General features: G+C 70.4%; 26 protein-coding genes. 15 read left to right on the top strand and 11 right to left on the bottom strand.

Annotated features, from left to right (window positions below; all coding sequences use genetic code 11):
- The first annotated feature begins 1 nt into the window (after nt 1).
- On the top strand, nt 2-1,318 hold the full coding sequence (locus AC1U89_RS14775) for a GAF domain-containing protein (RefSeq protein WP_479900448.1): 1,317 nt from the start codon (nt 2-4) through the stop codon (nt 1,316-1,318).
- Here the strand turns inward: AC1U89_RS14775 and AC1U89_RS14770 are convergent.
- The gene (locus AC1U89_RS14770) at nt 1,315-1,467 is read right to left on the bottom strand and encodes a hypothetical protein (RefSeq protein ID WP_479900447.1); all 153 of its coding nucleotides are present in this window, start codon (nt 1,465-1,467) and stop codon (nt 1,315-1,317) included. The two genes, AC1U89_RS14775 and AC1U89_RS14770, sit on opposite strands and share 4 nt — an antisense overlap.
- 139 nt (nt 1,468-1,606) lie before the next feature.
- On the opposite strand from AC1U89_RS14770, the gene arsC reads away from it, so the two are divergent.
- The 3 genes from arsC to AC1U89_RS14755 all read left to right on the top strand — a co-directional run bounded on the left by arsC (nt 1,607) and on the right by AC1U89_RS14755 (nt 3,440).
- Nucleotides 1,607-1,963 carry an arsenate reductase (glutaredoxin) gene (gene arsC, locus AC1U89_RS14765; protein ID WP_479900446.1) on the top strand — a complete coding sequence of 119 codons (357 nt, stop codon included), beginning with the start codon at nt 1,607-1,609 and terminating at the stop codon, nt 1,961-1,963.
- A gap of 131 nt (nt 1,964-2,094) precedes the next feature.
- A complete protein-coding gene (locus AC1U89_RS14760) occupies nt 2,095-3,135 on the top strand; it encodes a substrate-binding domain-containing protein (RefSeq protein WP_479900445.1) in 1,041 nt (346 codons plus the stop codon).
- 128 nt (nt 3,136-3,263) lie between these two features.
- Complete coding sequence (locus AC1U89_RS14755; RefSeq protein WP_479900444.1) at nt 3,264-3,440, top strand: hypothetical protein; 177 nt, start codon at nt 3,264-3,266, stop codon at nt 3,438-3,440.
- An 11-nt stretch (nt 3,441-3,451) separates the two neighbouring features.
- Here the strand turns inward: AC1U89_RS14755 and AC1U89_RS14750 are convergent, their stop codons facing one another.
- The 3 genes from AC1U89_RS14750 to AC1U89_RS14740 form a co-directional block, all read right to left on the bottom strand.
- Nucleotides 3,452-3,790 carry a hypothetical protein gene (locus AC1U89_RS14750; protein WP_479900443.1) on the bottom strand — a complete coding sequence of 113 codons (339 nt, stop codon included), beginning with the start codon at nt 3,788-3,790 and terminating at the stop codon, nt 3,452-3,454.
- Nucleotides 3,791-3,818: 28 nt separating this feature from the next.
- Nucleotides 3,819-4,499, bottom strand: coding sequence for a peptidoglycan L,D-endopeptidase MepK (mepK, locus tag AC1U89_RS14745; protein ID WP_479900442.1), 681 nt, complete (start codon nt 4,497-4,499; stop codon nt 3,819-3,821).
- 145 nt (nt 4,500-4,644) lie between these two features.
- On the bottom strand, nt 4,645-6,180 hold the full coding sequence (locus AC1U89_RS14740; protein ID WP_479900441.1) for a L,D-transpeptidase family protein: 1,536 nt from the start codon (nt 6,178-6,180) through the stop codon (nt 4,645-4,647).
- Nucleotides 6,181-6,375: 195 nt separating this feature from the next.
- On the opposite strand from AC1U89_RS14740, the gene AC1U89_RS14735 reads away from it, so the two are divergent.
- The 3 genes from AC1U89_RS14735 (at nt 6,376) to AC1U89_RS14725 (ending at nt 11,575) form a co-directional block, all read left to right on the top strand.
- Entirely contained in the window at nt 6,376-7,440 is a 1,065-nt protein-coding gene (locus AC1U89_RS14735; RefSeq protein WP_479900440.1) for a glycosyltransferase family 4 protein, read from the top strand.
- A gap of 121 nt (nt 7,441-7,561) precedes the next feature.
- Nucleotides 7,562-9,721, top strand: a complete 2,160-nt coding sequence (locus AC1U89_RS14730) for an amylo-alpha-1,6-glucosidase (protein ID WP_479900439.1) — start codon at nt 7,562-7,564, stop codon at nt 9,719-9,721.
- A gap of 57 nt (nt 9,722-9,778) precedes the next feature.
- Nucleotides 9,779-11,575 (top strand): glycoside hydrolase family 15 protein, encoded by a 1,797-nt coding sequence (locus AC1U89_RS14725; RefSeq protein ID WP_479900438.1) that lies wholly within the window; start codon nt 9,779-9,781, stop codon nt 11,573-11,575.
- A gap of 133 nt (nt 11,576-11,708) precedes the next feature.
- On the opposite strand, the gene AC1U89_RS14720 is transcribed toward AC1U89_RS14725, so the two are convergent.
- On the bottom strand, nt 11,709-12,059 hold the full coding sequence (locus tag AC1U89_RS14720; RefSeq protein WP_479900437.1) for a winged helix-turn-helix transcriptional regulator: 351 nt from the start codon (nt 12,057-12,059) through the stop codon (nt 11,709-11,711).
- A gap of 112 nt (nt 12,060-12,171) precedes the next feature.
- Between AC1U89_RS14720 and AC1U89_RS14715 the strand changes: the two genes are divergently transcribed.
- The 4 genes from AC1U89_RS14715 (at nt 12,172) to AC1U89_RS14700 (ending at nt 14,976) form a co-directional block, all read left to right on the top strand.
- Nucleotides 12,172-13,041 carry an NmrA family NAD(P)-binding protein gene (locus AC1U89_RS14715; protein WP_479900436.1) on the top strand — a complete coding sequence of 290 codons (870 nt, stop codon included), beginning with the start codon at nt 12,172-12,174 and terminating at the stop codon, nt 13,039-13,041.
- On the top strand, nt 13,038-13,403 hold the full coding sequence (locus AC1U89_RS14710; protein ID WP_479900435.1) for a c-type cytochrome: 366 nt from the start codon (nt 13,038-13,040) through the stop codon (nt 13,401-13,403). Before AC1U89_RS14715 ends, AC1U89_RS14710 begins: the two co-directional genes overlap by 4 nt.
- Nucleotides 13,404-13,476: 73 nt before the next feature.
- Nucleotides 13,477-14,163, top strand: coding sequence for a helix-turn-helix domain-containing protein (locus AC1U89_RS14705; RefSeq protein ID WP_479900434.1), 687 nt, complete (start codon nt 13,477-13,479; stop codon nt 14,161-14,163).
- 18 nt (nt 14,164-14,181) lie between these two features.
- Entirely contained in the window at nt 14,182-14,976 is a 795-nt protein-coding gene (locus AC1U89_RS14700; RefSeq protein ID WP_479900433.1) for a CPBP family intramembrane glutamic endopeptidase, read from the top strand.
- A 42-nt stretch (nt 14,977-15,018) separates the two neighbouring features.
- Here the strand turns inward: AC1U89_RS14700 and AC1U89_RS14695 are convergent, their stop codons facing one another.
- Nucleotides 15,019-15,351 carry a hypothetical protein gene (locus tag AC1U89_RS14695; RefSeq protein ID WP_479900432.1) on the bottom strand — a complete coding sequence of 111 codons (333 nt, stop codon included), beginning with the start codon at nt 15,349-15,351 and terminating at the stop codon, nt 15,019-15,021.
- A 144-nt stretch (nt 15,352-15,495) separates the two neighbouring features.
- Between AC1U89_RS14695 and AC1U89_RS14690 the strand changes: the two genes are divergently transcribed.
- Nucleotides 15,496-16,533: an acyltransferase family protein gene (locus AC1U89_RS14690; RefSeq protein ID WP_479900431.1), complete on the top strand. Its 1,038-nt coding sequence runs from the start codon at nt 15,496-15,498 to the stop codon at nt 16,531-16,533.
- Between the two features lie 16 nt (nt 16,534-16,549).
- Here AC1U89_RS14690 and AC1U89_RS14685 read toward each other — a convergent pair whose 3' ends face one another.
- Nucleotides 16,550-17,458, bottom strand: coding sequence for an alpha/beta fold hydrolase (locus AC1U89_RS14685; protein ID WP_479900430.1), 909 nt, complete (start codon nt 17,456-17,458; stop codon nt 16,550-16,552).
- Between the two features lie 161 nt (nt 17,459-17,619).
- Here AC1U89_RS14685 and AC1U89_RS14680 point away from each other — a divergent pair, with 161 nt between their 5' ends.
- Complete coding sequence (locus AC1U89_RS14680; RefSeq protein ID WP_479900429.1) at nt 17,620-18,096, top strand: hypothetical protein; 477 nt, start codon at nt 17,620-17,622, stop codon at nt 18,094-18,096.
- Here AC1U89_RS14680 and ku read toward each other — a convergent pair.
- The 4 genes from ku to AC1U89_RS14660 form a co-directional block, all read right to left on the bottom strand.
- The gene (gene ku, locus AC1U89_RS14675) at nt 18,093-18,959 is read right to left on the bottom strand and encodes a non-homologous end joining protein Ku (RefSeq protein ID WP_479900428.1); all 867 of its coding nucleotides are present in this window, start codon (nt 18,957-18,959) and stop codon (nt 18,093-18,095) included. The genes AC1U89_RS14680 and ku overlap by 4 nt on opposite strands.
- 81 nt (nt 18,960-19,040) lie before the next feature.
- The gene (locus AC1U89_RS14670; RefSeq protein ID WP_479900427.1) at nt 19,041-20,510 is read right to left on the bottom strand and encodes an alpha,alpha-trehalose-phosphate synthase (UDP-forming); all 1,470 of its coding nucleotides are present in this window, start codon (nt 20,508-20,510) and stop codon (nt 19,041-19,043) included.
- Nucleotides 20,507-21,292, bottom strand: a complete 786-nt coding sequence (otsB, locus tag AC1U89_RS14665) for a trehalose-phosphatase (RefSeq protein WP_479900426.1) — start codon at nt 21,290-21,292, stop codon at nt 20,507-20,509. Before otsB ends, AC1U89_RS14670 begins: the two co-directional genes overlap by 4 nt.
- A 126-nt stretch (nt 21,293-21,418) precedes the next feature.
- Complete coding sequence (locus AC1U89_RS14660) at nt 21,419-22,096, bottom strand: AcvB/VirJ family lysyl-phosphatidylglycerol hydrolase (RefSeq protein ID WP_479900425.1); 678 nt, start codon at nt 22,094-22,096, stop codon at nt 21,419-21,421.
- A gap of 157 nt (nt 22,097-22,253) precedes the next feature.
- On the opposite strand from AC1U89_RS14660, the gene AC1U89_RS14655 reads away from it, so the two are divergent.
- Nucleotides 22,254-22,640: a BlaI/MecI/CopY family transcriptional regulator gene (locus AC1U89_RS14655; protein WP_479900424.1), complete on the top strand. Its 387-nt coding sequence runs from the start codon at nt 22,254-22,256 to the stop codon at nt 22,638-22,640.
- Nucleotides 22,637-23,698 (top strand): M56 family metallopeptidase (locus AC1U89_RS14650; protein WP_479900423.1); only part of this gene is annotated, 1,062 nt, incomplete at its 3' end. The genes AC1U89_RS14655 and AC1U89_RS14650, both read left to right, overlap by 4 nt.

The following is a 23,698-nucleotide window of genomic DNA, read 5'->3' as shown; positions in this document are numbered from 1 at the left end:
CATGCGGCTGTCCGACCTGAGCGACTGTTTCGAAGGCGTGATCCCGTCGGTGATCGCCACGCTGGACGCCGACGGCCTGCCGAACGCCTCGTACCTGTCGCAAGTGTTCCTGGTCGACGACGCGCGCCTGGCCGTGTCGAACCAGTTCTTCTCCAAGACGGCGGCCAATGTCCGCCAGACCGGGCGGGCGGCCTTGCTGATGGTCGACGGCCGCAGTGGCCGGCAATACGTCGCGGACCTGGCCTTCGACCGCTCGGTCGAGGCGGGCGAACTGTTCGAGCGGATGGACGCCCATCTCAAGGCCCTGTCCATGCGCCACGGCGCCATGGCCGAGGTGATGCGGCTGCGCGGCGCGGACGTCTATCGCGTGGAGGGCCTGCGGCCGACGCCGAGCTTCGCGGAGACGCCCGCCGCCGCCGTCGCGCCGCCCGACCGGCGCCTGGCCGCCGTCGGCCGGGTGGCCGACGCCCTGGCGGCCCAGTCCGATCCCGACGCCGCCCTGGACGTGGCGCTGGAGCGGCTGGACGCCGAGCTCGGCTTCCCCCACGCCATGATCCTGGCCCTGGATGAGGCCGAGGCCAGCCTGGCGCTGCTGGCCAGCCGGGGCTATCCCGCCGGCKGCGTCGGGTCCGAGGTCCCKATGGGGGCCGGGGCGATCGGCATCGCCGCCCAGACCGGCCGGCCCGTCCGCATCGCCGACCTCAGCCGAGGCCAGCGCCTGGCCGGCGCGGCCCTGTCGCAGGCCGAGCTGGACGTCCTGCGGGTGATCCCCCTGCCCGGCCTGCCCGACCCGCTCAGCCAGCTGGCCGCGCCGATGATCGCCGGCGGCAAGGTCCGGGGCGTGATCTTCGTCGAGGCCGCGACCCGTTTCGCCTTCGCGCCGGAGGACGAACAGGCCCTGGCCCTGGTCGCCGCCTTACTCGCCGCGCAATTGGCCGCCGGCGCGGACCGCCAGCCGGAGCCGCCCCAGGTCATCGCGGCGCGCGGGGACCGCCCCTTCAGGGTGCGCTACTACCCGTTCGACGACAGCGTGTTCGTCGACGACGCCTATCTGATCAAGGGCGTGCCGGGGCGGCTGCTGCACCACTTCCTGCGCCTCTGGCTGGACGAAGGGCGCGGCGACTTCAGCAATCGCGAGCTGCGGCTGGACGCGCGCCTGCGCCTGCCCGACCTGAAGGACAATCTGGAAACCCGGCTGATCCTTCTCAAGCGCCGGCTGGACGAGAAGGCCGCGCCGATCCGCCTGTCCCGGCCGGGCCGCGGCCTGATCCGGCTGGAGGTGGCGGGAACGCCGACGATCGAGGTCGTGGAGTCCTAGCGGCTCGCCGTCCTGATCCACACCACGTCGCCGCGATCCTCGTCATGCGGCCAGGCCGCGTGGCGCAGGCTGCTCCAGGCGGCGGTCATGGCGGCGCAGGCGATCAGGCAGGCGAAGGCCATGCTGCGCAGGGCGGCGAAGGCGGTCATGGGGAAAGTCCTCTACGCTTACTGGCGCGAAGGATCGCCCGGCGGGGTTGCCGCTTGGTTGACTTGACCGCACGGACCGCCGCGACCGTCTGACGCGTCCGGCCTTTACACGGCTCGCGGCGGCTGGTTCACCGGGGCCATGAGCGACTTTCCCATCACCATCTTCCACAACCCGAACTGCGGGACCTCGCGCAACGTCCTCCAGATGATCCGCGACGCCGGCCACGAGCCGTCGATCATCGAGTACCTGAAGCGCCCCTGGACCCGCCAGCAGCTGGCCGAGCTGATGGCCCAGGCGGGCGTGCGTCCGCATGAGTGGCTGCGGGTGCGCGGCACGCCGGCCGAGGCCCTAGGCCTGACCGCGCCGGGCGTCACCGACGACCAGATTCTGGACGCCATGGTCGCCGAGCCGATCCTGGTCGAGCGTCCGATCGTCGTCACCCCCAAGGGCGTGGCCCTGTGCCGACCCAAGGAGCGGGTGCTGGACCTGCTGTAGGGCGGGAGGGATCGTCCGTGAACGGACGCTGTCGCAAATCTGTCGCCAAACTGTGACAAATGACGGCGGCACAGGACGTACAGTTTGTCCGTTCCCTCCTTCTCGCCCCCTCGAAAGTAGGAATGTCCCCTATGAAGACCCTGCTCGGAGCCACCGCCGCGCTCGGCCTGCTGGCCGGCGCCTCCAGCGCCCACGCCGCCCGCGACTATGTCTGGGCCGCCGGTTCGTCGACCGTGTTCCCCTTCGCCACCCGCACCGCCGAGAACTTCGCCAAGAAGACCGGCAAGAAGTCGCCCAAGGTCGAGAGCCTGGGCACCGGCGGCGGCATCAAGATGTTCTGCGGCGGCATGGGCGAGAAGTTCCCCGACATCGCCAACGCCTCGCGGCCGATGAAGAAGTCCGAGTTCGAGGCCTGCAAGGCCAAGGGCGTCAACAACATCGTCGAGCTGAAGATCGGCTTCGACGGCATCGTCGTGGCCATGGACAAGTCCTCGCCCGACTACAGCTTCAAGGTCGAGCACCTGTTCCTGGGCCTGGGCCAGAACGTGCTGCGCGGCGGCCAGTTCGTGGCCAACCCGTACAAGAGCTGGAAAGACGTCGGCGCCGGGCTGCCGGCCAACCGCATCCTGGTCTACGGCCCGCCGCCCACCTCGGGCACCCGCGACGCCTTCGTCGAGCTGGCCATCGAGAACGGCGCCAAGAAGTTCCCGACCGCCAAGTCGCTGGCCGAAAGCGACGAGAAGGCCTTCAAGGCCAAGGTCGATCCGCTGCGCACGGACGGCGCCTGGGTCGACGCCGGCGAGAACGACAACGCCATCGTCGGCACCATCGAGAAGACCCCGGGCGCCCTGGGCGTGTTCGGCTACAGCTTCCTCGAAGAGAACGCCAACCGCATCAAGGGCGCGGCCGTCAACGGCGTGAAGCCCTCGGCCCAGACGATCGCCAGCGGCCAGTACCCGCTGTCGCGCTCGCTCTACATCTACGTCAAGAAGGACCAGGTCGGGGTGACCCCGGGCCTGAAGGAATTCATCGCCGAGTTCGTGTCCGACTCCGCGACCGGTCGTGGCGGCTACCTGCAAGGCCGCGGCCTGATCCCCCTGCCCCCCGCCCAGCACGAGGCCATGAAGGCCGCCGCCGGCAAGCTGCCGCCGATGGTCGCGCCGAAGTCGTAAGGCTTCCGGCCCGCGCGAAAGGAAAGGCCCCGGAGCGATCCGGGGCCTTTTCTCTTCGTGTGCAAACGCACCGGTCTTGACCTCTCCTCGCGCCGGGCGCTCGATGGCCCCGGAACGCGGAGGACATCATGCGAGAGCCGATCATCCGAGACCCTATCGAGGAGCGCCTGCAGGACCTGGAGCGGCTGGTCCTGAAGCAGGCCGAGCGCATCGATGCGCTGGAGGACGCCCTGGCGGTGATGCACCGGACGGCGGCGCGGAATTTCCTGACGACCGTGAAGAAGCCCGAGAGCGACGCGGCCTAGTTCGTCGCCCGCTAGTTCGTGGGCTGGGCGGCGCGCGAGGTCATGCCCGCGGCGGCGGCGTCGTCGGCCATCTGGGCGTCGACCGACGGCTGTTCGGTCGGGGCCGGGGCGACGGCGACCGGGGCCGGCTGTTCGGGCTTAGGGGCGGTGGCCACCGGGGTCGGCCGGGCCGCGGCCGCGGCGGCCGCGTCGTCGGCGGCGGTGCGGATCTCGGTCGGGCCCTCTTCGTAGCCGCGATTGAGATTCATGGTGGAGGCCATCAGCAGCACGCCGGCGGTGGCGATGGCGCCGACCAGGGCTCCCAGGAGAATCCATCCGAACGGGTTGCTGTGACGTTCGGCCTTGGCCATCCGGGCTTTCCTCTGGTGTGCGGCCCTCTTAGGAGCCGACCCAACGCCGGACGGGTCCGACGTCGACGTGGACGAAATTGCTGACGGGGTAATAACCCACTCCACCGCGTCCGAGATCCAAGGCGGCGGCCCGCAGACGATCCAGAGCGACGTCCTCCAGATAGACATCCATGGCCTTGCCGTCCATGTGCAAGCTGCGCTTGGCGACCTGACCGCTGCGTTCATGCAACATGGCGTTGGTCCTGGGCGAGCGGTAACCCGAGATCACCTGGAAGTGCGACGAAGATCCGGTCTTCTGGTGCAGGTCCGCCAAGGTGTCGAACAGCTCCGGATGCATCGAATAGACGTCGCCGGTGCGGTAGTCGCGCAGCACCTTGTCGAGCGCCTGGACGGCGTCGGGCACGTATTCGCCCTTCTCGAAATAGACCGCCTCGATCTTTTCCTGGGTGTGGATGTTGTGCAGCTTCAGCCAGCGGGGCGCGCGCGAGGCGGCGCGGGACTGGATCGCCGGGGCCGCGACCGGCGCGGCGGCGGCGGCCGGAAGGGCGTCGTCGGCCATGCCCTCGGGCAGGTCCTGCTGACGCTGGAGAAGATCGGCGATCGGATCGGAGATCCCCAGTTTCGACTGGGCGAAGGCCGCCATCGGCCCCACCGCGCTCGCCCCGAGCACGCCGAGGCCGAGCCCCAACAGCTTGCGTCGTTCGATCATGGTACGCTTCCCCGGACTGACCTCGCGAGCGCCGGAAGGCCGGGCCGCCGCACTTGGCGACCCTCACGCGAGCACTAAAGCCGACTGAGTCTTTCCAAATTGAAAAGCCCAACGCCGGGGAAGAGGCCTCAGGAGAGCCCGGGGGTCAAGCTGAGCCGGGGCGTGATGCGGCAATACGCTGCACCAGCACGGTGTCCCAGCCGTACGGGTCGTCGCGGAAGTTCATCTGCCCGTCCGGGGTCATGTAGGCCGTCCAGTACAGCAGGAAGACCGCGATGGGTTGACCCAGCTGGGCGCGCACCGTCTTGCCCGAGGCGATGGTGGCGTCGACCACGTCCGGCTGCCAGTCGGGATTGGTGGCCAGCAGCTGCTTGGCCAGCGGGATCGGCTTTTCCAGGCGCACGCAGCCGTGGCTGGCCAGGCGGCTGAAGCTGGAGAACTTCGAACGGCTGGGCGTGTCGTGGAGATAGACGCCGTAGGGGTTGTCGAAGTCGAACTTCACCAGGCCCAGGGCGGCCTTGGGGCCGGCCTTCTGTTGCAGGCGCGAGGTCCCCTCGCCCGTCGAGATGACGATGAAGTCGTTGCGGGCCAGATAGCCGGGATTGGCCCGCTCCTTGGGCCACAGCTCCTTGCTGGCGATCGACGACGGCACGTTCCACGGCGGATTGAGCACGATCGAGTGGATCGTCGACTGCAGCATCGGCGTCTCGTCGCCCGGACGGCCGGTCACCGCCCGCATGGTCAGGTTGGGGGCGTCGTCATGGAAGACGCTCATCACCGCGGCGGCGATGTTGACCTGGATGCGGTCGGCCGGCAGCTGCTGGGGCAGCCAGCGCCAGCGCTCCATATTGGCCAGGATCTGGTCGATCCGGCGCTCGACGGGGACGTTCAGGGCCGCCAGGGTGGCCGGACCCAGCCCGCCGTCGGGATTGAGGCCGAAGCGCTTCTGGGCGCGCATCAGCGCTTGCTGCAGGGCCTCGTCGAACACCGGGGCCTTGTCGACGGCCACCGTCGCGTCCTCGACCGCCAGCCGGGCCTCCAGGGCGACGATGCGCGGATCGTCCTTGGCGCCCAGCTTCAGCGGCTCGCCCGACGCCAGCGGCTTCCAGCCGCCCTTGGCGGCGATGTCGCGATAGGTCGCCAGGCCCTTCCGCAGGGTCTGGTAGCCGGTATAGGGCGGCGGCAGGCTGTCCAGCCACGGGCCCAGGCGGTCCTGCTGGACGGCCAGCACGAAGTCGGGGCCCGGATCGTAGGGCATGGGACGCAGGCCCCAGTCCTCGAGGAAGGCCTCCGGCGCCAGGCGGCCGGTGCGCACGGCCCGGGCGTAGCGCAGGGTCAGGTCGATCAGCTGGGCCTGGGCGCCCTGGCGGGTCAGGGCGTCGCGGGCGCTCAGCAGCGGCAGCAGCGGATCGGGCGCGAAGGCGCTGGGCTCGAAGCCGTGGGTGTGGGCCTGGCCCAGGGTGCGGATCAGCAGGTCGATCTGGTCGGGCCGCAGCGCGACGCTGGTCGGCGGGGTCGGCGCGGGGACCGGCTGCTGCGGGGCCCGCTGCGGGGCCTTCACCAGGGGCGGGTTCTGGATCTGCGCGGCCGCCGACGACAGGGTGAAAAGGGAAAGCGCGCCGCCAAGCAGTGCGTCACGTTTGGTCCAGGACTTGATCACCGTCGAAAGGTCTCGCCGCACGCTCGTGCGCGGCCAGTCCGCGCACTCTCAGATGGCCGTCACGACCCCGGCGCGTCAACGCCCGTATCGTGTTAGGCGAACGGTTCAGACCGCTTATGGTTCTTTATTTTCCATGCGGAACCTTAACGCCACACCAGCGGTTTGATCCGACGTCGGGGCGCATCGGAGCGCCCTTCCCGCGTCAGGATTTCGTCGATGAGAATCGCCCAGGTTCCGCCCCTGTACGAAGCTGTGCCCCCGCGTTTCTATGGAGGTACCGAAAGGGTCGTGGCCCACCTCACCGACGCCCTCGTCGACCTGGGTCACGAGGTGACTCTGTTCGCCTCCGGCGACGCCCGCACCAAGGCCGAGCTGGTGGTCGTGCGCGACCAGGCCATCCGCCTGGACCCCGCGCCGCTGAAGTCGGACCTGGCCGCCCACATGGCCATGCTGGCCGAGGTCCGACGCCAGGCCCACCGCTTCGACGTGATCCACTTCCACACCGACATGATCCAGTTCCCGATGTTCGAGGACATGGCGGGCAAGACCCTGACCACCTTGCACGGGCGCCTGGACCTGAAGGACTTGCCGGGCGTCTATCGCCGCTGGCCGCAGTTCCCGCTGGTCTCGATCTCGGACGACCAGCGCCAGCCCCTGCCCTTCGCCAACTGGGCCGGCACCGTCCTGCACGGCATGGCCGAAGAGATCTATGATTTCCGCGAGAAATCCGAAGGTTACCTGGCTTTCCTCGGTCGCATCTCGCCCGAGAAGGGCCCCGACCGGGCAATCGCCATCGCCAAGCGCCTGGGCAAGAAGCTGAAGATCGCCGCCAAGATCGACGCGGCCGACCGCGCCTATTTCCACGACGAGATCGAGCATCTGATGGACCATCCGCTGATCGAGTTCGTCGGCGAGATCGGCGACCATCAGAAGTCCGACTTCCTGGGCGGCGCCGAGGCCCTGGTGTTCCCCATCGCCTGGCCCGAGCCGTTCGGCCTGGTGATGATCGAGGCCATGGCCTGCGGCACGCCGGTGATCGCCTACAACTGCGGTTCGGTGCCCGAGGTGATCGAGGACGGCCTGACCGGTTTCATCGTCAGCGACGAGGACGGCGCCGTCGCGGCGGCCCAACGCCTGGGCGAGATCAACCGCTTCGAGGTCCGTCGGCGGTTCGAGACCCGGTTCTCGGCCACGGCCATGGCCCGCCGGTACCTGGACCTCTATGATCGCCTGGAAGAAGCGTCCGCGCCGCCGCGCCTGACGCTGGCCCAAAGCGCCTGACCCTGCCCCGCGCGGTCGCCCCGTCCGAGACATGATCAGGTTTTAGGAATCTGGAACCCGCCCGCCGCGGAGACGCGGCGCGGCGGGCTTTCGAGGACCTCAGCGCAAGAGGCCAAAAGATATGGACGATCTGACACCAGGCCCCACGCCGGGCGGCGCCGTCGAGCAGGGCGAAACGGGCGAACCGCGCGTCCCCTACCGGCTGTTCGCGCTGAAGGACAAGGACACCTTCCTGGTGGCCGACGCCTTCGGCGACGTGTTGGGCGCGGCCGACGGCCTGTTCCACGACGACACCCGCCTGCTGTCGCGCCTGCGCCTGTTGCTGGGCGGCCGCTCGCCGGCCTTGCTGAGCGCGGMGGTGTCGCAGGACAACGTGTTCTTCACCTCGCACTCGACCAACGAGCCGCTGCCGGCCCTGGGCGGCGCGGCCGCGCCCCACGGCGCCATCCACGTCGAGCGCAAGCGGTTCCTGTGGGACCAGCGGCTGTACGAGCGCCTGCGCTTCGTGAACTACAGCCGCGACATGGTGATCCTGCCGGTCAGCCTGGAATACGACGCCGACTTCCACGACATGTTCGAGGTGCGCGGCTCCAAGCGCCAGGCCCGCGGCCGGGTCCTGCCCGCCCAGATGAACGGCCGCAGCGTTTCCTACGCCTATGACGGCCTGGACGGCGTGCGGCGCACCAGCGTCGTGTCGTTCTCCGAGCCGCCCGGGCGCCTGGGTCCCCAGCGCGCCGACTTCATGTTCATGCTGACGCCCGAAACCCATTTCGACCTCTATATCGAGGTCGGAGTCGAAAACGCCCATCCGCCCACGCGCGAGCGCTGGCGGGCCGCCGCGGCGCGGGCCCGCATCGACATGCGCAAGCGGCGGCGGCACGGCGCGCGGCTGCACAGCTCCGGCCGGCTTTTCAACGACTGGCTGGAGAAGTCGCGGGCGGACCTGGCCCTGCTGACCACCCAGTTCGCCACCGGCCCCTATCCCTATGCCGGCATCCCCTGGTTCTCGACCCCGTTCGGCCGCGACGCGATCATCACCGCCTGGCAGGTGCTGTGGATCGAGCCCGGCCTGGCCAAGGGCGTGCTGGGCTATCTGGCCGAGCACCAGGCCGAGGAGGTCAGCGCCTTCCGCGACAGCGCCCCCGGCAAGATCATGCACGAGACCCGCAAGGGCGAGATGACCGCCCTGGGCGAGCTGCCGTTCGGCCGCTACTACGGCGGGGTCGACACCACGCCGCTGTTCGTGGCCCTGGCCTGCGCCTACGCCGAACGCACCGGGGATCTGGATTTCATCGAGGGCCTGTGGGAGCCGCTGCTGGCGGCCATCGCCTGGATCGAGCATTTCGGCGACAGCGACGGCGACGGCCTGATCGACTATGCCCGGGGCCTGGACTCCGGCCTGTCGAACCAGAACTGGAAGGACAGCGAGGACAGCGTCTTCCACGAGGACGGCAAGTTCCCCGACGGCCCCATCGCCGTGGTCGAGGTCCAGGGCTACGCCTTCGCCGCCTTCAAGGGCATGGCCGACCTGGCCGAGCGGCGCGGCGACCCCKACAACGCCAGGCGCTGGCGGGCCAAGGCCGAACACCTGCGCCAGGAGGTGGAGACCCGGTTCTGGATGGAGGACAAGGGCTTCTACGCCATGGCCGTCGACGGCCACGGCAAGCCCTGCCGCGTGCGCGGCTCCAATCCCGGCCACCTGCTGTTCTGCGGCCTGCCCTCGCCGGACCGCGCCAAGAAGGTCGCCGACGCCCTGCTGTCGGCGGCGTTCCACAACGGCTTCGGCGTGCGGACCCTGGCCCAGGGCGAGCCGCGCTTCAATCCGATGAGCTATCACAACGGCTCGGTCTGGCCGCACGACACCGCCATCTGCGCCATGGGCCTGTCCCGTTACGGTCACCGCGACGGGGTGGTCGAGATGACCTCCGGCCTGTTCGAGACGGCCGCCCACTACGAGATGCGCCTGCCCGAGCTGTTCTGCGGCTTCCCGCGCCAGCCGGGCGAACCGCCGGTGGCCTATCCGGTGGCCTGCCTGCCCCAGGCCTGGGCCGCCGGCTCGGCCTTCATGATGCTGCAGGCCTGCCTGGGCATCACCATCGACGGCTGGCGGGGCGAGGTGCACCTGACCGATCCGCGCCTGCCGATCGGCATCGACAACCTGCAGATCGACGGCCTGAGGATCGGCGCGGCCTCGACCGACATCACCTTCGAACACATCGGCGCCCACGTCGCGGCCCACACCAGCAAGCAGTCGACCATCCCGATCCTGATCAGACGGTGACGTCGCCCGCCCCGCCCGGCAGTTCGAACTGAAATCCAAGATGAGCTGGACCCAACCATGCCCCAGACCCTCGACCTCTTCCCGATCGGCAATTGCGCGGTCAGCGCCCTGATCGACCGCTGCGGGCGCTTCGTCTGGGCCTGCGCCCCGCGCATCGATTCCGATCCGGTGTTCAGCTCGCTGCTGGGCGGGCTGGAGCCCGGCGATCCGGCCGCCAAGGGGACCTGGGAAGTGGCGGTGGACGGCGCCCAGACCGTCGAGCAGGAATACCTGCGCAACACCCCGATCCTGCGCACCGTGATCACCGACGCCGACGGGGCCAGCGTCGAGATCATCGACTTCGCGCCCCGCTACCAGCAGTACGGCCGCAGCTTCCGACCCACCGCCTTTATCCGCCTGGTCCGCCCGCTGACCAGCGTGGCGCGCATCACCATCCGCCTGCGTCCCACCGCCAGCTGGGGCGCGCGCCTGGCTGAGACCACCCACGGCTCCAACCACATCCGCTACCTGTGCTCGGACATGACGCTGCGCCTGTCCACCGACGGGCCGGTGTCGCACGTTCTGGAGGAGCGCACCTTCCGGCTGGAAAAGCCCATCGCCATGTTCCTGGGCGCCGACGAGGGCTTCAACGCCGACATCGGGGCCACCTGCAACCGCATGCTGCAGCAGACCCAGGAATACTGGATGGACTGGGTGCGCGGCCTGGCCGTGCCGCTGGACTACCAGAGCGCCGTGATCCGCGCGGCCATCACCCTGAAGCTCTGCATGCACGAGGAGACCGGGGCGATCGTGGCGGCCATGACCACCTCGATCCCCGAGCACGCCGACAGCGGCCGCAACTGGGACTACCGCTWCTGCTGGCTGCGCGACGCCTATTACGTGGTCCAGGCCCTGAACCGGCTGGGCGCGGTCGACATCCTGGAGAACTACCTCGGCTACCTGCGCAACATCGTCGACCGGGCGGCGGGCGGCCACATCCAGCCGCTGTTCGGCGTGGGGTTCGAGCCGCAGCTGACCGAGCGCTTCGCCCCCGACCTGCCCGGCTATCGCGGCATGGGGCCGGTGCGGATCGGCAACCAGGCCTTCGAGCACCAGCAGCACGACGTCTACGGCCAGGTCATCCTGTCCACCGTCCAGGCCTTCTTTGACGAGCGCCTGTTGCGCCCCGGCACGGTCGAGGATTTCCAGAACCTGGAGCCCGTCGGCGAGCGGGCCTTCCAGCTGCACGACCAGCCCGACGCCAGCCTGTGGGAGTTCCGCGGCCGGGCCAATGTCCACACCTATTCGGCGGTGATGTGCTGGGCGGCCTGCGACCGCCTGGGCAACGCCGCCGCCCAGCTGGGCCTCGACGACCGCGCCGCGTTCTGGAACGACCGCGCGGCCAAGGTGCGCGGGACCATCGACCAGCGCGCCTGGAACGCGGACCTGGGCCGCTTCGCCGCCACCTTCGAGGGCGACGAGCTGGACGCCAGCCTGCTGCAGCTGGTCGACCTGCGCTTCATCGAGGCCCGGGACCCGCGCAACGTCGCCACCGTCGCGGCCATCGAGGCGGGCCTGCGCAAGGGCTCGTACCTGCTGCGCTACGCCATCCCCGACGATTTCGGCGCCCCGCAGACGGCGTTCAACATCTGCACCTTCTGGCTGGTCGAGGCCCTGTACCTGGCCGGGCGCATCGACGAGGCGCGCGAGCTGTTCGAGGAGATGCTGGCCCGCCGCACCACCGCCGGCCTGCTGTCCGAGGACATCGGCTTCGCCGACGGCGAGCTGTGGGGCAACTATCCGCAGACCTATTCCCTGGTGGGCCTGATCAACTGCGCGGTGCTGCTCAGCCGGCCGTGGACGTCGGTCAGATAACCCTCTCCCAGAGGGAGAGGGCGGGGCCCGCGACGAAGTCCGTGGGAGGGTGAGGGGTTACACCTTTGCCGATGTCACGCGAACGCCCTGCCGGCACGCCGTMAACCGTCCCTAACCCCTCACCCTCCCACCGCTACGCGGCGGGTCCCTCCCTCTCCCTCTGGGAGAGGGGTTTTCCGTAGGCGTGGCCCCAGTCCTCCATCGCCTCCAGCAGCGGTCCTAGCGTCAGCCCCCGCTCGGTGAAGGCGTATTCGACCCACGGCGGCACCACCTCGTGGACGGTGCGCGAGACGATCCCGTCCTCCTCCAGCGACCTCAGCTGCAGGGTCAGCATCCGCTGGGTGATGTCGGGCATCAGCCGGCGCAGTTCGTTGAAGCGGCGCGGCTGGTCCTTCAGGTGGAACAGAATGGTCGGCTTCCACTTGCCGCCGATCACGTCGACCGTGGCCGCGACCGGGCACCAGGGGGCGAGCTGCTTGGACATCAAGGCGCTCCAAACGATCGTTCGAGGAAAGCGGACGGTATAAAAATAGTGCGTACTTATGCCCCGGAAACCACCGGTTTACGACGGCCCCATCCTTGAGATGGAGGCTGACATGTACGCGATCATGGGCGCCACCGGGCAGACCGGCGGCGCGGCTTTGCGGGAACTTCGGCGGCTGGGCGCGGGCGTGCGCGCCCTCACCCGCGACCCGGCCAAGGCCGCCGCGCTGACGGCCGAAGGGGTCGAGACGATGGTCGTCGATCCCGACGACGCCGACGCCCTGACCCGCGCCTTCACGGGCGTCGAGGGCGCCTATGTGATGCTGCCGCCGCACCTCCAGGCCGACGACGCTGTGAAAGCCGGCCTTCGCACTTCGCGAGCGATCGCCGAAGCGATCGACCGGGCCGGCCTGCAGCATGTGGTGGCCCTGTCGTCGGGCGGCGCGCACCTGGCCGAGGGCACGGGGGTGATCCGCACCCTGCACGATTTCGAGGCCGAGCTGCGCCGGACCCGGGCCGAGGTCACCTACATCCGCGCCTCGGACTTCATGGAGAACTGGGCCTTCGCCGTGCCCGCCGTGCTGGAGGCCGGCGTCCTGCCCAGCGGCAGGGTCCCGTTCGACAGGTCGATGCAGACCGTCTCGGCCCTCGACATCGGCCGGCTGGCCGCCCGCCGCCTGCTGGACCCCGGCGACGACTGGATCCTGAACCTGACCGGTCCGGCCGACTATTCGCCGATCGACCTGGCCGAGGCCTTCGCCACGGTGGCCGGCCGTCCGGTCCAGATCGTCCCCCTGCCCCGCGAGGCCCTGCTGCCGGCCTTCCTCGAGGCGGGGATCGGCCCCGACTACGCCCAGGGCCTGGTCGAGGTCTATGACGGGTTGAATTCCGGCCTGATCGACTTCGAGCCCGGCGCGGGCGTGCTGGTGCGCGGCGAGGTCACGCTGGTCGAGGCGGTCCGCGCGATGGTGGGCGGACAATGAGGGCCGTCCTCCTCGCCGCCGCGTTGCTGGCTGCCGCCGGACCCGCCCTCGCCGCGCCCTTGGCCGGCGACGTCGCCCGCGGCGAACGGCTCTACGGGAGCCGCTGCGGCTTCTGCCACAGCCTGGACGGCAACCGCTTCGGGCCGCGCCATCGCGGGGTCTATGGCCGCCACGTCGCCGCCGTGCCGGACTTTCGCTACAGCAAGGCCCTGGCGGCCCGGACCTTCACCTGGAACGACCAGACGCTGGACGCCTGGCTGGCCGATCCCAAGCGGTTCGTGCCGGGAACCTCGATGGGCGCCCGCACCGCCTCCCCCCAGGACCGGGCCGACCTGATCGCCTATCTGCGGGCCCATCCGTGACCCCGTCCTCAGGCTGGCGCACATGACGAGGCTTTAAGTCGCCGAACGCGGTTTTGCCGCTAAGCTGCGGATCATGACCGCCCTCCGCTCGCGCCTCGTCCCCGGCGAGACCATCGCCCGCCACATCCACGACGAGGCCTACGCCGCCGTCGTGCTGGACGGCGGGTACGAGGAAGCCGGCGAGCGGGGGCGCTGGCGGGTGCGGGCCGGCGACGTGCTGCTGCACGGCCGCTTCTCGGGCCACTGGAACCGCCGCCCCGGCAAGGCCCTGGTGCTGAACCTGCCACTGAGCTGCGACCTGACCGGTCCCGCCATGGCGCGGGCGCGCGATCCCGACCTGCTGGCCCGGCTGGCCGAGCGCGACCCGCTGGAGGCCGCCGCCGCCCTGCTGGAGGGCCTGACACAAGGTGCGCCGGCCCTGGCCGATCCCTCCGATCGGCTGGCCCAGGCGCTGTCGGGCGACGACGCCCCGTCCGTCGAGGCCTGGGCCCGCGACCAGGGCGTGGCCCGCGAGACCGCCTTCCGCTGGTTCCGCGACGCCTATGGTGTGGGGCCCGCCCGCTTCCGCGTCGAGGCCCGGGCCCGTCGCGCCTGGCGCGCGGTCGTGGAGGGCGACGCCTCGCTGGCCGACATCGCCGCCGAGGCCGGCTTCGCCGACCAGGCCCATATGAGCCGCGACGTGAAGGACCTGACCGGCCGCTCGCCGGGCGCCTGGCGAACCTTGAGCCTGCAACATAGCTTCAAGACCCGCGCGGCCTGAGGCTGGCATCAGGTCGGCATGACCGACCTCGCCCTGCCCCCGTCACCTCGTCCGTTCGTGGAAGTCACCGGCTTCCGGTTCCGCCTCTGGTCGACCCTGTGGCCGATCGTGCTGGCCGCCGTGCTGATGCAGACCCTGCTGGTCCCCGGCCGCGAGGCGGCCCGCTGGGTGTTCAAGCACAACCTGGATTTCTTCCATCGCGAGGTCTGGATCTTCGTGGCCCTGGCCACCCTGTTCCAGATCGTCACCGGCCTGGTCGCCCTGGCCGTGATGCGCAAGGTCCTGCCCCAGGCTGACAACAATCTGCGCTGGCCGCCGGGCAAGACCTACGCCGGCCTGGCGGTCGCCGTCGGCGTCGCCATGGGCCTGGTCATGCTGGTCGCCGACTACTGGCCCCAGCTTCTGGCCCACACCGCGCCGGACGGCGGCTACGACATCTCATCGCTCGGCGCGATCGCCGGCTGGCTGGGGGTGATGATGGCGGCGGGGCCGAACGAGGAGATCATCTTCCGCGGCCTGCTGGTGGGCATGCTGGCCGTGCTGGTTCCCGGACGCCTGCGGATCGGGCGGCTGGACCTGCCGGTGGCGGCCTATGTCGTGGCCGTGCTGTTCGGCCTGGCCCACTACGACAGCTTCCTGCACAACCCGCTGCACCTGGCCTTGGCCCAGCAGGTCTACGCCTTCGCCTGGGGGCTGACCTATGTCTGGCTGATGGAGCGCTCGCGCAGCCTGCTGGCCCCGATGATCGCCCACGGCTTCAGCGACGCGGTCGAGGTGGGCGCGGTGATGCTGCTGATGGCGACGTGGGGCTAGCCGCCGCCGACAGCGCGCCGACGGCGACCGGCCGGAACGGCGTCAGACGTATTGGTAGCCGACCTTGATCAGGTCGTTGGACGGATCGCCGAGCGTGTAGACGATGGCGTCCCATTCGTTGACCGCGATCGTGTTGGGACCCGGATTGATCGGCGTGGTCGAGCCGCCCTGGTGCCAGACATAGATGGCCGCGGCGGGAGCGTTCGACCACTCGTAGTAGATCCACAGATTGCCCGACTGCGGCAGGCTGATCCAGTTCGTGCCCGGATCGATGTTGGTCAGCGTGATCCAATAGTTCGGCGGGAAGGTCGTGTCGGCCTTGTCGCCGGCCTTGGCGATCGAGTCCTTGAACTGCTGAGCTTGGGAAGCATCCATCTCGGCGCCCTCATGGCGTGCGCATGGCGGGATTGCCACCAGCACGACAATAGGATGAGGAGGCCATAAATACAACCTATGGATTCATACACTCTCGGCGCAGCCCTCTTGCCTTTCGCAGCGCGATCCTGAGAAAACCGGCGCGTGAGGAAACACAGGACACAACGCCTCGCGGCCCTGGACGGGCTGAGGGCCGTGGCGGCGCTGGGGGTGCTGCTCTACCACGCCGCCGACTGGTCGGGTCGGCCGGGCCGGTTCGCCCACGGCTATCTGGCGGTKGACTTCTTCTTCTGCCTCAGCGGCTACGTCCTGGCCCACGCGTTCGTGCGGCGCGACATCGGCTGGCTCGCCTACCTGCGCATCCGCATCGTGCGGATCTGGCCCCTGCTGGTGCTGTCGACCTTGATCGGCGCGGTGCTGACCCATCGCCACAGCCCGCCGTTCTGGCCGAACCTGGCCCGGGGGCTGCTGCTGATCCCCCGGATGGGCCATCCGGCCGAGTACACCTTCCCCAGCCTCTTCCCGTTCAACCCGCCGGCCTGGTCGCTGTGCCTGGAGGTCATCGTCAGCGCCCTGTGGTTCCCGCTGCGCCGCGCGCCCGACATGGTGCTGGCGGCCATCGTGCTGTTGAGCGGCGGCGTCATGCTGTGGGTGGCCCTGGGGCTGAACGGGGTCGAGACCGGCTGGGACCAGGCGACCTTCTGGCTGGGCGTGGTGCGGGCGACCTTCAGCTTCAGCCTGGGCTGGGCCTGCTGGCGCTATCGCGAACTGGCGCCCCGGCCGCGCCTGTGGCTGCCGGCGATCGTCCTGTTCGCGGTGCTGGTGATCCCGATCTTCCCGCGCGGCCTGACGTCGTGGAACGGCCTTTACGACTATGGCTGCGTAGCCGTGCTGTTCCCGCTGCTGGTGACGCTCGGCGCCCACGACCCGCAAGGCGCGGCCGGCGCGATCTGCCGGGCGACGGGCGACGTCTCCTACCCGCTGTACGCGATGCACTGGGCGACCTGGGCGGTGATGCTGCGGCTCTATCCGGGCGGCTGGCGGACGGACCTGCCGCTGTGGTTCCCCGTCCTTGCGGTGGTGGTCGCGCCGGTCGTGGCCTGGATCGCGCTGCGGTTCTACGACGCGCCGCTGCGCAAGCGGCTCCTTGAACTCCGCTCATCCCGGCATTCGCCGGGATGAGCGGTTTATGGAGCGCTCAGCACCGCGTGACGCCCGCCCAGGGCTGCGCCCCGTCCAGCCAGGCCACCGCGTCGACCACATAGTCGCGCTGGGCGTCGAGGATCGAGGTGTGGCTGGCGAAGGCGTCGATCACCACCGCCCGGCAGGCGCGGCTCGCGGGAGTGACTTCTGCGGCGCGCCAGTCGCGGTCGAGCGGCGCGGTCGGCGACCGGCTGGCGACGATCACCGCCACGGGGATGGTCGGCCGCAGCGGCGGCAGGGCGTCGACGGCGGCCAGGCCCGGCAGGAAGGCCCGCACCTCCTCCAGCCCCGCCTGGATGCTGGTCCGCCCCGTCCAGGTCGAGCGCCGCCGGGCCGCGGCCTCGGCCGCCGGCGAGATGTCGTCCATCAGCGGCACCAGCCGGGTCAGGCCCAGGGCGCGAGCGGTCGGGGTCAGGGCGGACAGGCGCGCCTCGTGCTCCAGGTCGGCCAGGGCCAGCGGGTGCTCCCGGACCTCGGTCCCCACGGCGTCGACCAGCACCAACCCGGCCGTCCGCTCCGGCCATTTGCGGGCGAAGGCCTCGACATACAGCCCGCCGTTCGAATGCCCGGCCAGGATCACCGGGGCGGTCACGCCGTTGCGGTCCAGCAGGTCGTGCAGGCGGCCCGCGACGGCCGTGGGCGAGCGGTCGAGGTCGTGCATGGTGGACAGGCCCAGGCCGTCGCGATCGTAGGCGCAGGCCCGGTAGCCCTTCCGGGCCAGGCTCTCGGCGACCAGCGACCAGTCCGCCGCCCCGCCGAACGCCCCGGCCTCCAGGACCACGGTCGGGCGGGCGCCGGCCGCGCCCAGGCACTCCAGGTCGCCGGTGGGGGGCGATGGCGGACGCACGAAGCTGGCGCAGCCCAGCAGGGTCAGGCAGGCGAGCGCGACGAAGAAACGTTTCATGCTGGTCCGGCGACTGTACCCGCCGGCATGTCGCCGATCGCTCCGTCGCCTGACAAGCGAAATTGGCGGGAGAGCCGCCTTGCGGGGTGCGGCTTTTTGGCCAGCGCGTGACGCGCGGCGCCGATGATGCTTTCCTGCCCGCCGACACGTCGCGAGGTTCCATGCCGACAAGCCTTCTGATCGCCGGCCTGATGGCCGCCGCCTCGCCCGACTCCGCCGCTCCCGACCCGCTGGCCTATTTCGAGGGCGCCTGGACGTGCGCCGGCCATTTCGAGCCGTCGAAGAAGCCCCTGGCCTCGGCGATGGCCTTCACGCGCGACCCCGACACCGGCGCCCTGCTCAAGCAGCACCGCGACCAAGCGCCGGGGACCTACAAGGCCAACGAGACCTGGGGCGTCGCCAAGGTCGCCGGCGGCTTCCGCGCCACGATCGCCGACGGCTTCAGCGGCCTGCGCTGGTACGCCTCGCCCGGCTGGGAGGGCGACCGCTGGACCTGGACCCGCCAGGGCGCGGGCGAACCGGGCGAACAGTTCGTCTATACGCGCACCGGCCCGGCGGCGATGACGGTGGACTGGATGATCTCGCGGGGCGGCGCGCCGCTAAGCCTGGGCGACACCCTGGCCTGCACGAAGGCCTAGGAGGCCTTCTTGCGCGCCGCCGGCTTCTTGGCCGGCGCCTTGTGGGCCGGCGCCTTCTTGGCGGCGGGCTTGGCTCCGGCCGCGCCCGGCTTCTGGCCCAGGCTCTTGCGCAGGGCCTCCATCAGGTCGACGACGTTGGTGTTCTCGGGTTCCGGGGCCGTCACCTTGGCCTTGCCGCCCTTTTCCTTCTGCCTGATCAGGGCCCGCAGGGCGTCTTCGTAGCGGTCCTTGAACTGGCTGGGATCGAACGGGCCTTCCTGCTGCTCGATGATCTTCTCGGCGATGGCCACCATCTGCGGGTCGGCCTTGCGGTCGGGGATGTCGTCGAACAGCTCGCCCGCGTCGCGCACCTCGTCGTGGCTGCGCAGGCTGTAGGCGACCAGGCCGTTGTCGCGCGGCTCGATGGCCAGCAGCCGCTCGCGGGTGTGCATGACCACCCGGCCCAGCGCGATCTTGCCGGCCCCGGCCATGGCGTCGCGGATCACGGTGTAGGCGTCGACCGCCAGCTTGCCGTCCGGGACCAGGAAGTACGGATTGTCCCAGTACAGCCGGTCGATGGCGTCGGCGTCGACGAAGCGCTCGATGTCGATGGTGCGGGTGCTCTCCAGCCGCACGCTCTCGATCTCCTCGGGCGTCAGGATCACATAGTGGTCCTTCTCGTACTCGTAGCCCTTGACCAGGTCGGCCCGGTCCACCGGCCCCAGGTCGGGATCGGTGGCGACCATCTTGATACGGTTGTGGGTCTTGGGGTGCAGCAGGTTGAACCGCACCTCGCCGCCGGGGCTGACGGCCGTGTACATCGCCACCGGACAGGTGACGAGCGACAGCCTCAGATGGCCCTGCCAGGTGGGTCGCGCGGCCATGGGATCACCTTTCGTCGAGAAGGTCCCGACCACCGCCGGGCAACGATCCAGGACAGAGAATCCCGGACCGGTCTTGAACGCCTACGCCCTGCCTCCGATCCGCACGGCCAGGGACGGCGCGGCGGCGGCCGGCGCGGTCAGGGCGAACTTGGCGCCGTCCGTCTTGATCTGGGCCGGGTCCGGATCGCGCAGCTGGGCCACGAAGTCGTCGCGCCAGGCGGTGACGTCCTGGCGGGTGACGTTGTCGATCAGGCTCTCGAACCGCCGCTTGCGCTCGTCGAGGTCCATGTTCAGCGCCCGGGTCAGGGCGTCCGAGATCTCCTCGGGACTGTTGGGATTGATGATCAGCGCGTCCTTCAGCTGCCGGGCGGCGCCGGCGAAGCGCGACAGGATCAGCACGCCCGGGTCTTCGGGCGTCTGGGAGGCCACGTACTCCTTGGCCACTAGGTTCATGCCGTCGCGCAGCGGCGTGACCAGGGCCGCCTTGGAGGCGCGGTACACCCCGGCCAGCTCGTCGCGGCGATAGCTGCGGTTCAGGTAGCGGATCGGGTTGTAGTCCATGTCGGCATAGGCGCCGTTGATCCGGCCGATCAGGCCGTCCAGCCGCCCGCGCAGGTCCTGGTAGGCCTCGACCTCGTCGCGCGAGATCGGGGCGATCTGCAGCAGCATCACCTCGCGGCGCGCCTGCGGATTGTCGTGCAGGAACTTCTCGAAGCCGATCAGCCGCTCCTCCAGCCCCTTGGAATAGTCCAGGCGGTCCACGCCCACGACCATCTTGCGGAACACGCTGTGGGCCATCAGCCGGTCGTAGACGCGCAGGGCGCGCGGGCTGTCCTTGATGCGGGCGAAGTCCTCGGCGTCGATGCCGATCGGGAACGCGCCGGCCCGGGTGGTCTGGCCGAAGGCGGTCAGGCGCCCGTCCTCGGTGCGCTCGCCGCCCACCTCGTTGAACACGTAACCCTCGAAGGCCTGGACGCTCTCCTCGGTCTGGAAGCCGATCAGGTCGTAGTGGAACATCGCCTCCACCAGCGGCCGGTGGCGCGGCAGGGTCACCACCAGCTGGTGGGCCGGCCAGGGGATGTGCAGGAAGAAGCCGATCCGGTTGGTCACGCCCAGCCGCCGCAGCTCCCGGGCCATCGGGATCAGGTGGTAGTCGTGCACCCAGATCACGTCGTCAGGCTCGATCAGCGGCAGCAGGGTCTCGGCGAACCGCTTGTTGACTCGGTCATAGCCCTCGCCGAACGAGCGGTCGTAGGCGGTCAGGTCGACGCGGAAGTGGAACAGCGGCCACAGCGTCTTGTTGGCGTAGCCGTTGTAGTACTCCTGGTAGTCGCCCTCCTCGAGGTCGACGGTCGCGACGGTGACGCCGTCGGCCTTCTGCATGTTCAGCTGGCCGGTGAACTTGTCGGTGGTCTTGCCGCTCCAGCCGAACCAGATGCCGGAATATTCGCGCAGGGCCGCGGCCAGGGCCATGGCCAGGCCGCCGACGCTCTCGTCGCCCTTGCCGGTGGGCGGATTGACGCGATTGGACACGACGATCAGGCGGCTCATGCGGCGCTCCTCCCCAAGGCGTCCAGGCCCGCGCCCAGCCAGTCGAACACGGCGGCGCAGTCGTCCAGGCGGTACGAGGCCTGGGTGGGCCGTTCCGGGCCGACCAGCACGCCGTAACCGCCCAGGCGGGCGGCGGCGGCGAAGCCGTCCTCGTCGGTCAGGTCGTCGCCGACGAACACCGGCGTCGCGCCGTCGAACGGCGTCTCGCGCAGGAAGGCGGCGACCGACTTGCCCTTGTCCTGGCCCGGCGTGCGCAGCTCGGCGACCATGTCGCCCAGCTGCAGGACCAGTTCCGAACCCTGGGCCAGGCGCTCGGCCGCCTCGATCACCGCGTCGGCGGCCGAGGGGACGTTGCGATAGTGCAAGGCGACGCTCAGGTCCTTGTCCTCGAACAGCAGGCCCCGATCGCTGCGCGCCAGATCGCGCAGCACGTCGCGGGCGTGGTCGAGGTCGGGATGGGGCTTGGCGCGGTCGACGCCGTGGACGCCCCGGCGCACCAGGCCGTGGACCGCGGCGACAGAGGTGACGCGGCCTTCCAGGATGCGGTCCAGGTCTTCCAGCGCGCGGCCGCTGACCACCGCCAGACGGCCCTCGAGGGCGCGCGTCAGGTCGGTCAGCAGCGCCGCGCGGCGTGCGTCGGGCCCGACCTGTTCGGGTCGGGGCATGATCGGGGCCAGGGTTCCGTCAAGATCGAGAAACAACGCCGCGTGAAGCGGCAAGGCGACTGGTGGTGGCGGCAGTTCGCTCGGCGCATGCCGAACGACTGACCCGAACGCGGTCATGGCGAGTAAGGCCCTCTCCGATGTGTACAGGCCTTCAAAACGCGCGCCGCCGGGGTTTTGATCCCCTCGTCCCGAGTCACGATGCGCTCACGCCAATGTGCGCGGGCGCCGGTTACCCTTGTGACGCTAGAGCGAAGCGGCCTTCACGACGGCCTGGCCCAGGCCGTCGTAGTCGCCGTTGAAGTGGTGGCCGCCGCGCAGCTTCACCTGGCGGATCGGCAGGCTGGGGCAGATGTCCAGCCGCTCCTTGTCGCCGTAGATGCAGGTCATCGGCAGGCCCTTCAGCGCCTCGACCGCGGGCGCCACTTCGAACGAGTGGGCCGTGGGACGGTTCAGCCAGCTGGCGGGCCGGAAGGTCAGGTCGCCATGGGGACCGGTCCCGATCAGCACCACGCTCTGGATCTGCCCCTGCAGGTCGGCCGGCAGCAACGGCACGATGGCCGGCAGGGCGTCGGCGCCGAACGAATAGCCGACCAGCACGATCTTCTGGCGGCCCCACTTGGCCTGGTGCGTCCGCAGCTGGTCGGCCAGGTCGTCGGCCACGGCCTGGGCCGGGCGCTTGTCCAGGAAGTAGCGCAGCGAATTGACGCCCAGCACCGGGACGCCGTCCTTGGCCAGCACCTTGGCGACGCCGCGGTCCAGCGGGCCCCAGCCGCCGTCGCCCGAATAGAGCACGGCCATGGCCTCGCCCGGCGCGGTGGCGGGGGTCTCGACCAGTTTCGGCGCGACCGAGGCCTCGGCGACGCCGGCGAAGGCCAGGCCGAGGACGGCGGCGAGGGTCAGGAGGCGCGCGCGCGGGGTCATGATCCCTCTATCGCCCTCAATCTTGACCATGAGGGGGCGAAGGCGGGGCGGCGCGAGGGCTTTCGAGGGTCTCGGCGCGGATTACGACGAATTCACTTCGCCCGCCCCGCTACACGTGTAACGCTACATTTGTAGCGCCAACCATTGCGAGCCCGCCGTGATCGAATCCCTGCCCCGACGCGAACGTGAGGTCTTCGAGACCCTGTGCCGGCTGGAAGGCGGTACCGCGGCTGGCGTCCGCGCCGCCCTGTCCGACCCGCTCAGCGACTCCGCCGTGCGCACCCTGCTCTCGCGCCTGGAGTCCAAGGGCCTGGTGGAGCGGACCAGCGGCCCCGACGGTTTCCTCTACAGCCCCGTCCAGCGCACCGAGGCCGTCGCGGCCGGGGCCCTGCGGCGGATGATCGACACCTTCTTCGCCGGCTCGGCCGCCAGCGCCGCCACCGCCCTGCTGGGCCTGGGCCAGCGCCTGACGCCCGAAGAGGCCGCCGCCCTGGAAGAGGCCATCGACAAGGCGGTGAACGGCGGGGAGGAGCGCAAGCCATGAGCTGGATCCTGCTCGCCTCCCTGCTGGTCAAGTCCAGTCTGGTCGCGGCCGCCGGCCTGGCGTGCGCCCGGTTCCTGACCCAGCGCGCCGTCGAGCGCGTGGACATCCTGCGCGCCACGGTCTGCCTGCTGCTGGCCCTGCCGGTGATCATGAACCTACTGCCCGCGATGAGCCTGCCCCTGCTCCCGGCCGCGCCGCCTCTGGCCCTGCCGTCGGCCGTCCCGCTGGCGGCGCCCGCCGCGACGGGCGACCTGGTCGCGTCGAGCGCGCCGGCCTGGTCCTGGCCCCGCCTCAGCCCCGACCTGATCGGCGGCCTGTGGCTGCTGGGCTTCGCCGCCGTCGTCGGTCGGCTGCTGCTGGGCCTGCACACCCTGAACCGCTGGACCCGCCGGGGTCGCGCCGTGACCTGCCCCGACTGGCTGGCGCCGCTAGAGCGCCTGTCGCCGGAGGACCGCCCGGGCCTGGTGTCCAGCGACCGGATCGCCGGACCGCTCAGCTGGGGCGTCGCGCCGGGCTTCGTGCTGGTGGACCCGACCAGCCTGGCCGAGCGCCGCGCCGCCCCCGCCATCCTGGCCCACGAGCTGGCTCACCTGCGCCGTCATGACTGGATCTTCCTGGTCCTGTCGCGCCTGGCCGTGGCGATGTTCTGGTTCAACCCGCTGGTCTGGCGGCTGCACGCCGTCCTGATCGAACGCTCGGAAGAAGCCGCCGACGCCGTGGCGTTGGAGACCGTCGACCGCGCCCTCTACGCCCGGGCCCTGATCGGCCTGGCCGCCAGCCCCGTCCCGTCCGCCCACCCCGCCCGCATCGCCGCGACCGCCATGGCCGCCGACGCCCGCACGCTGAAGACAAGGATCGCCTGCATCATGACGAACACTTCCGCTCGCCGCCGGCCGCTCACCGTGGTCCTGGCCGTCGCCGTGATGGCCGCCGTCGCCACGCCGCTGGCCGCCCTGGCCGTCACCCGCCAGGACTGGGTCTCGCCGCCTCCTCCTCCGGCCCCGCCCGCGCCTCCGGCCGCCGAGGCCCCGCCGGCTCCGCCCGCCCCGCCGGCGCCC

This window comes from Caulobacter sp. 05T431, from assembly GCF_056665975.1.
The sequence above is the reverse complement of the archived record's forward strand: the minus strand, read 5'-3'. Positions and strand labels throughout refer to the sequence as shown.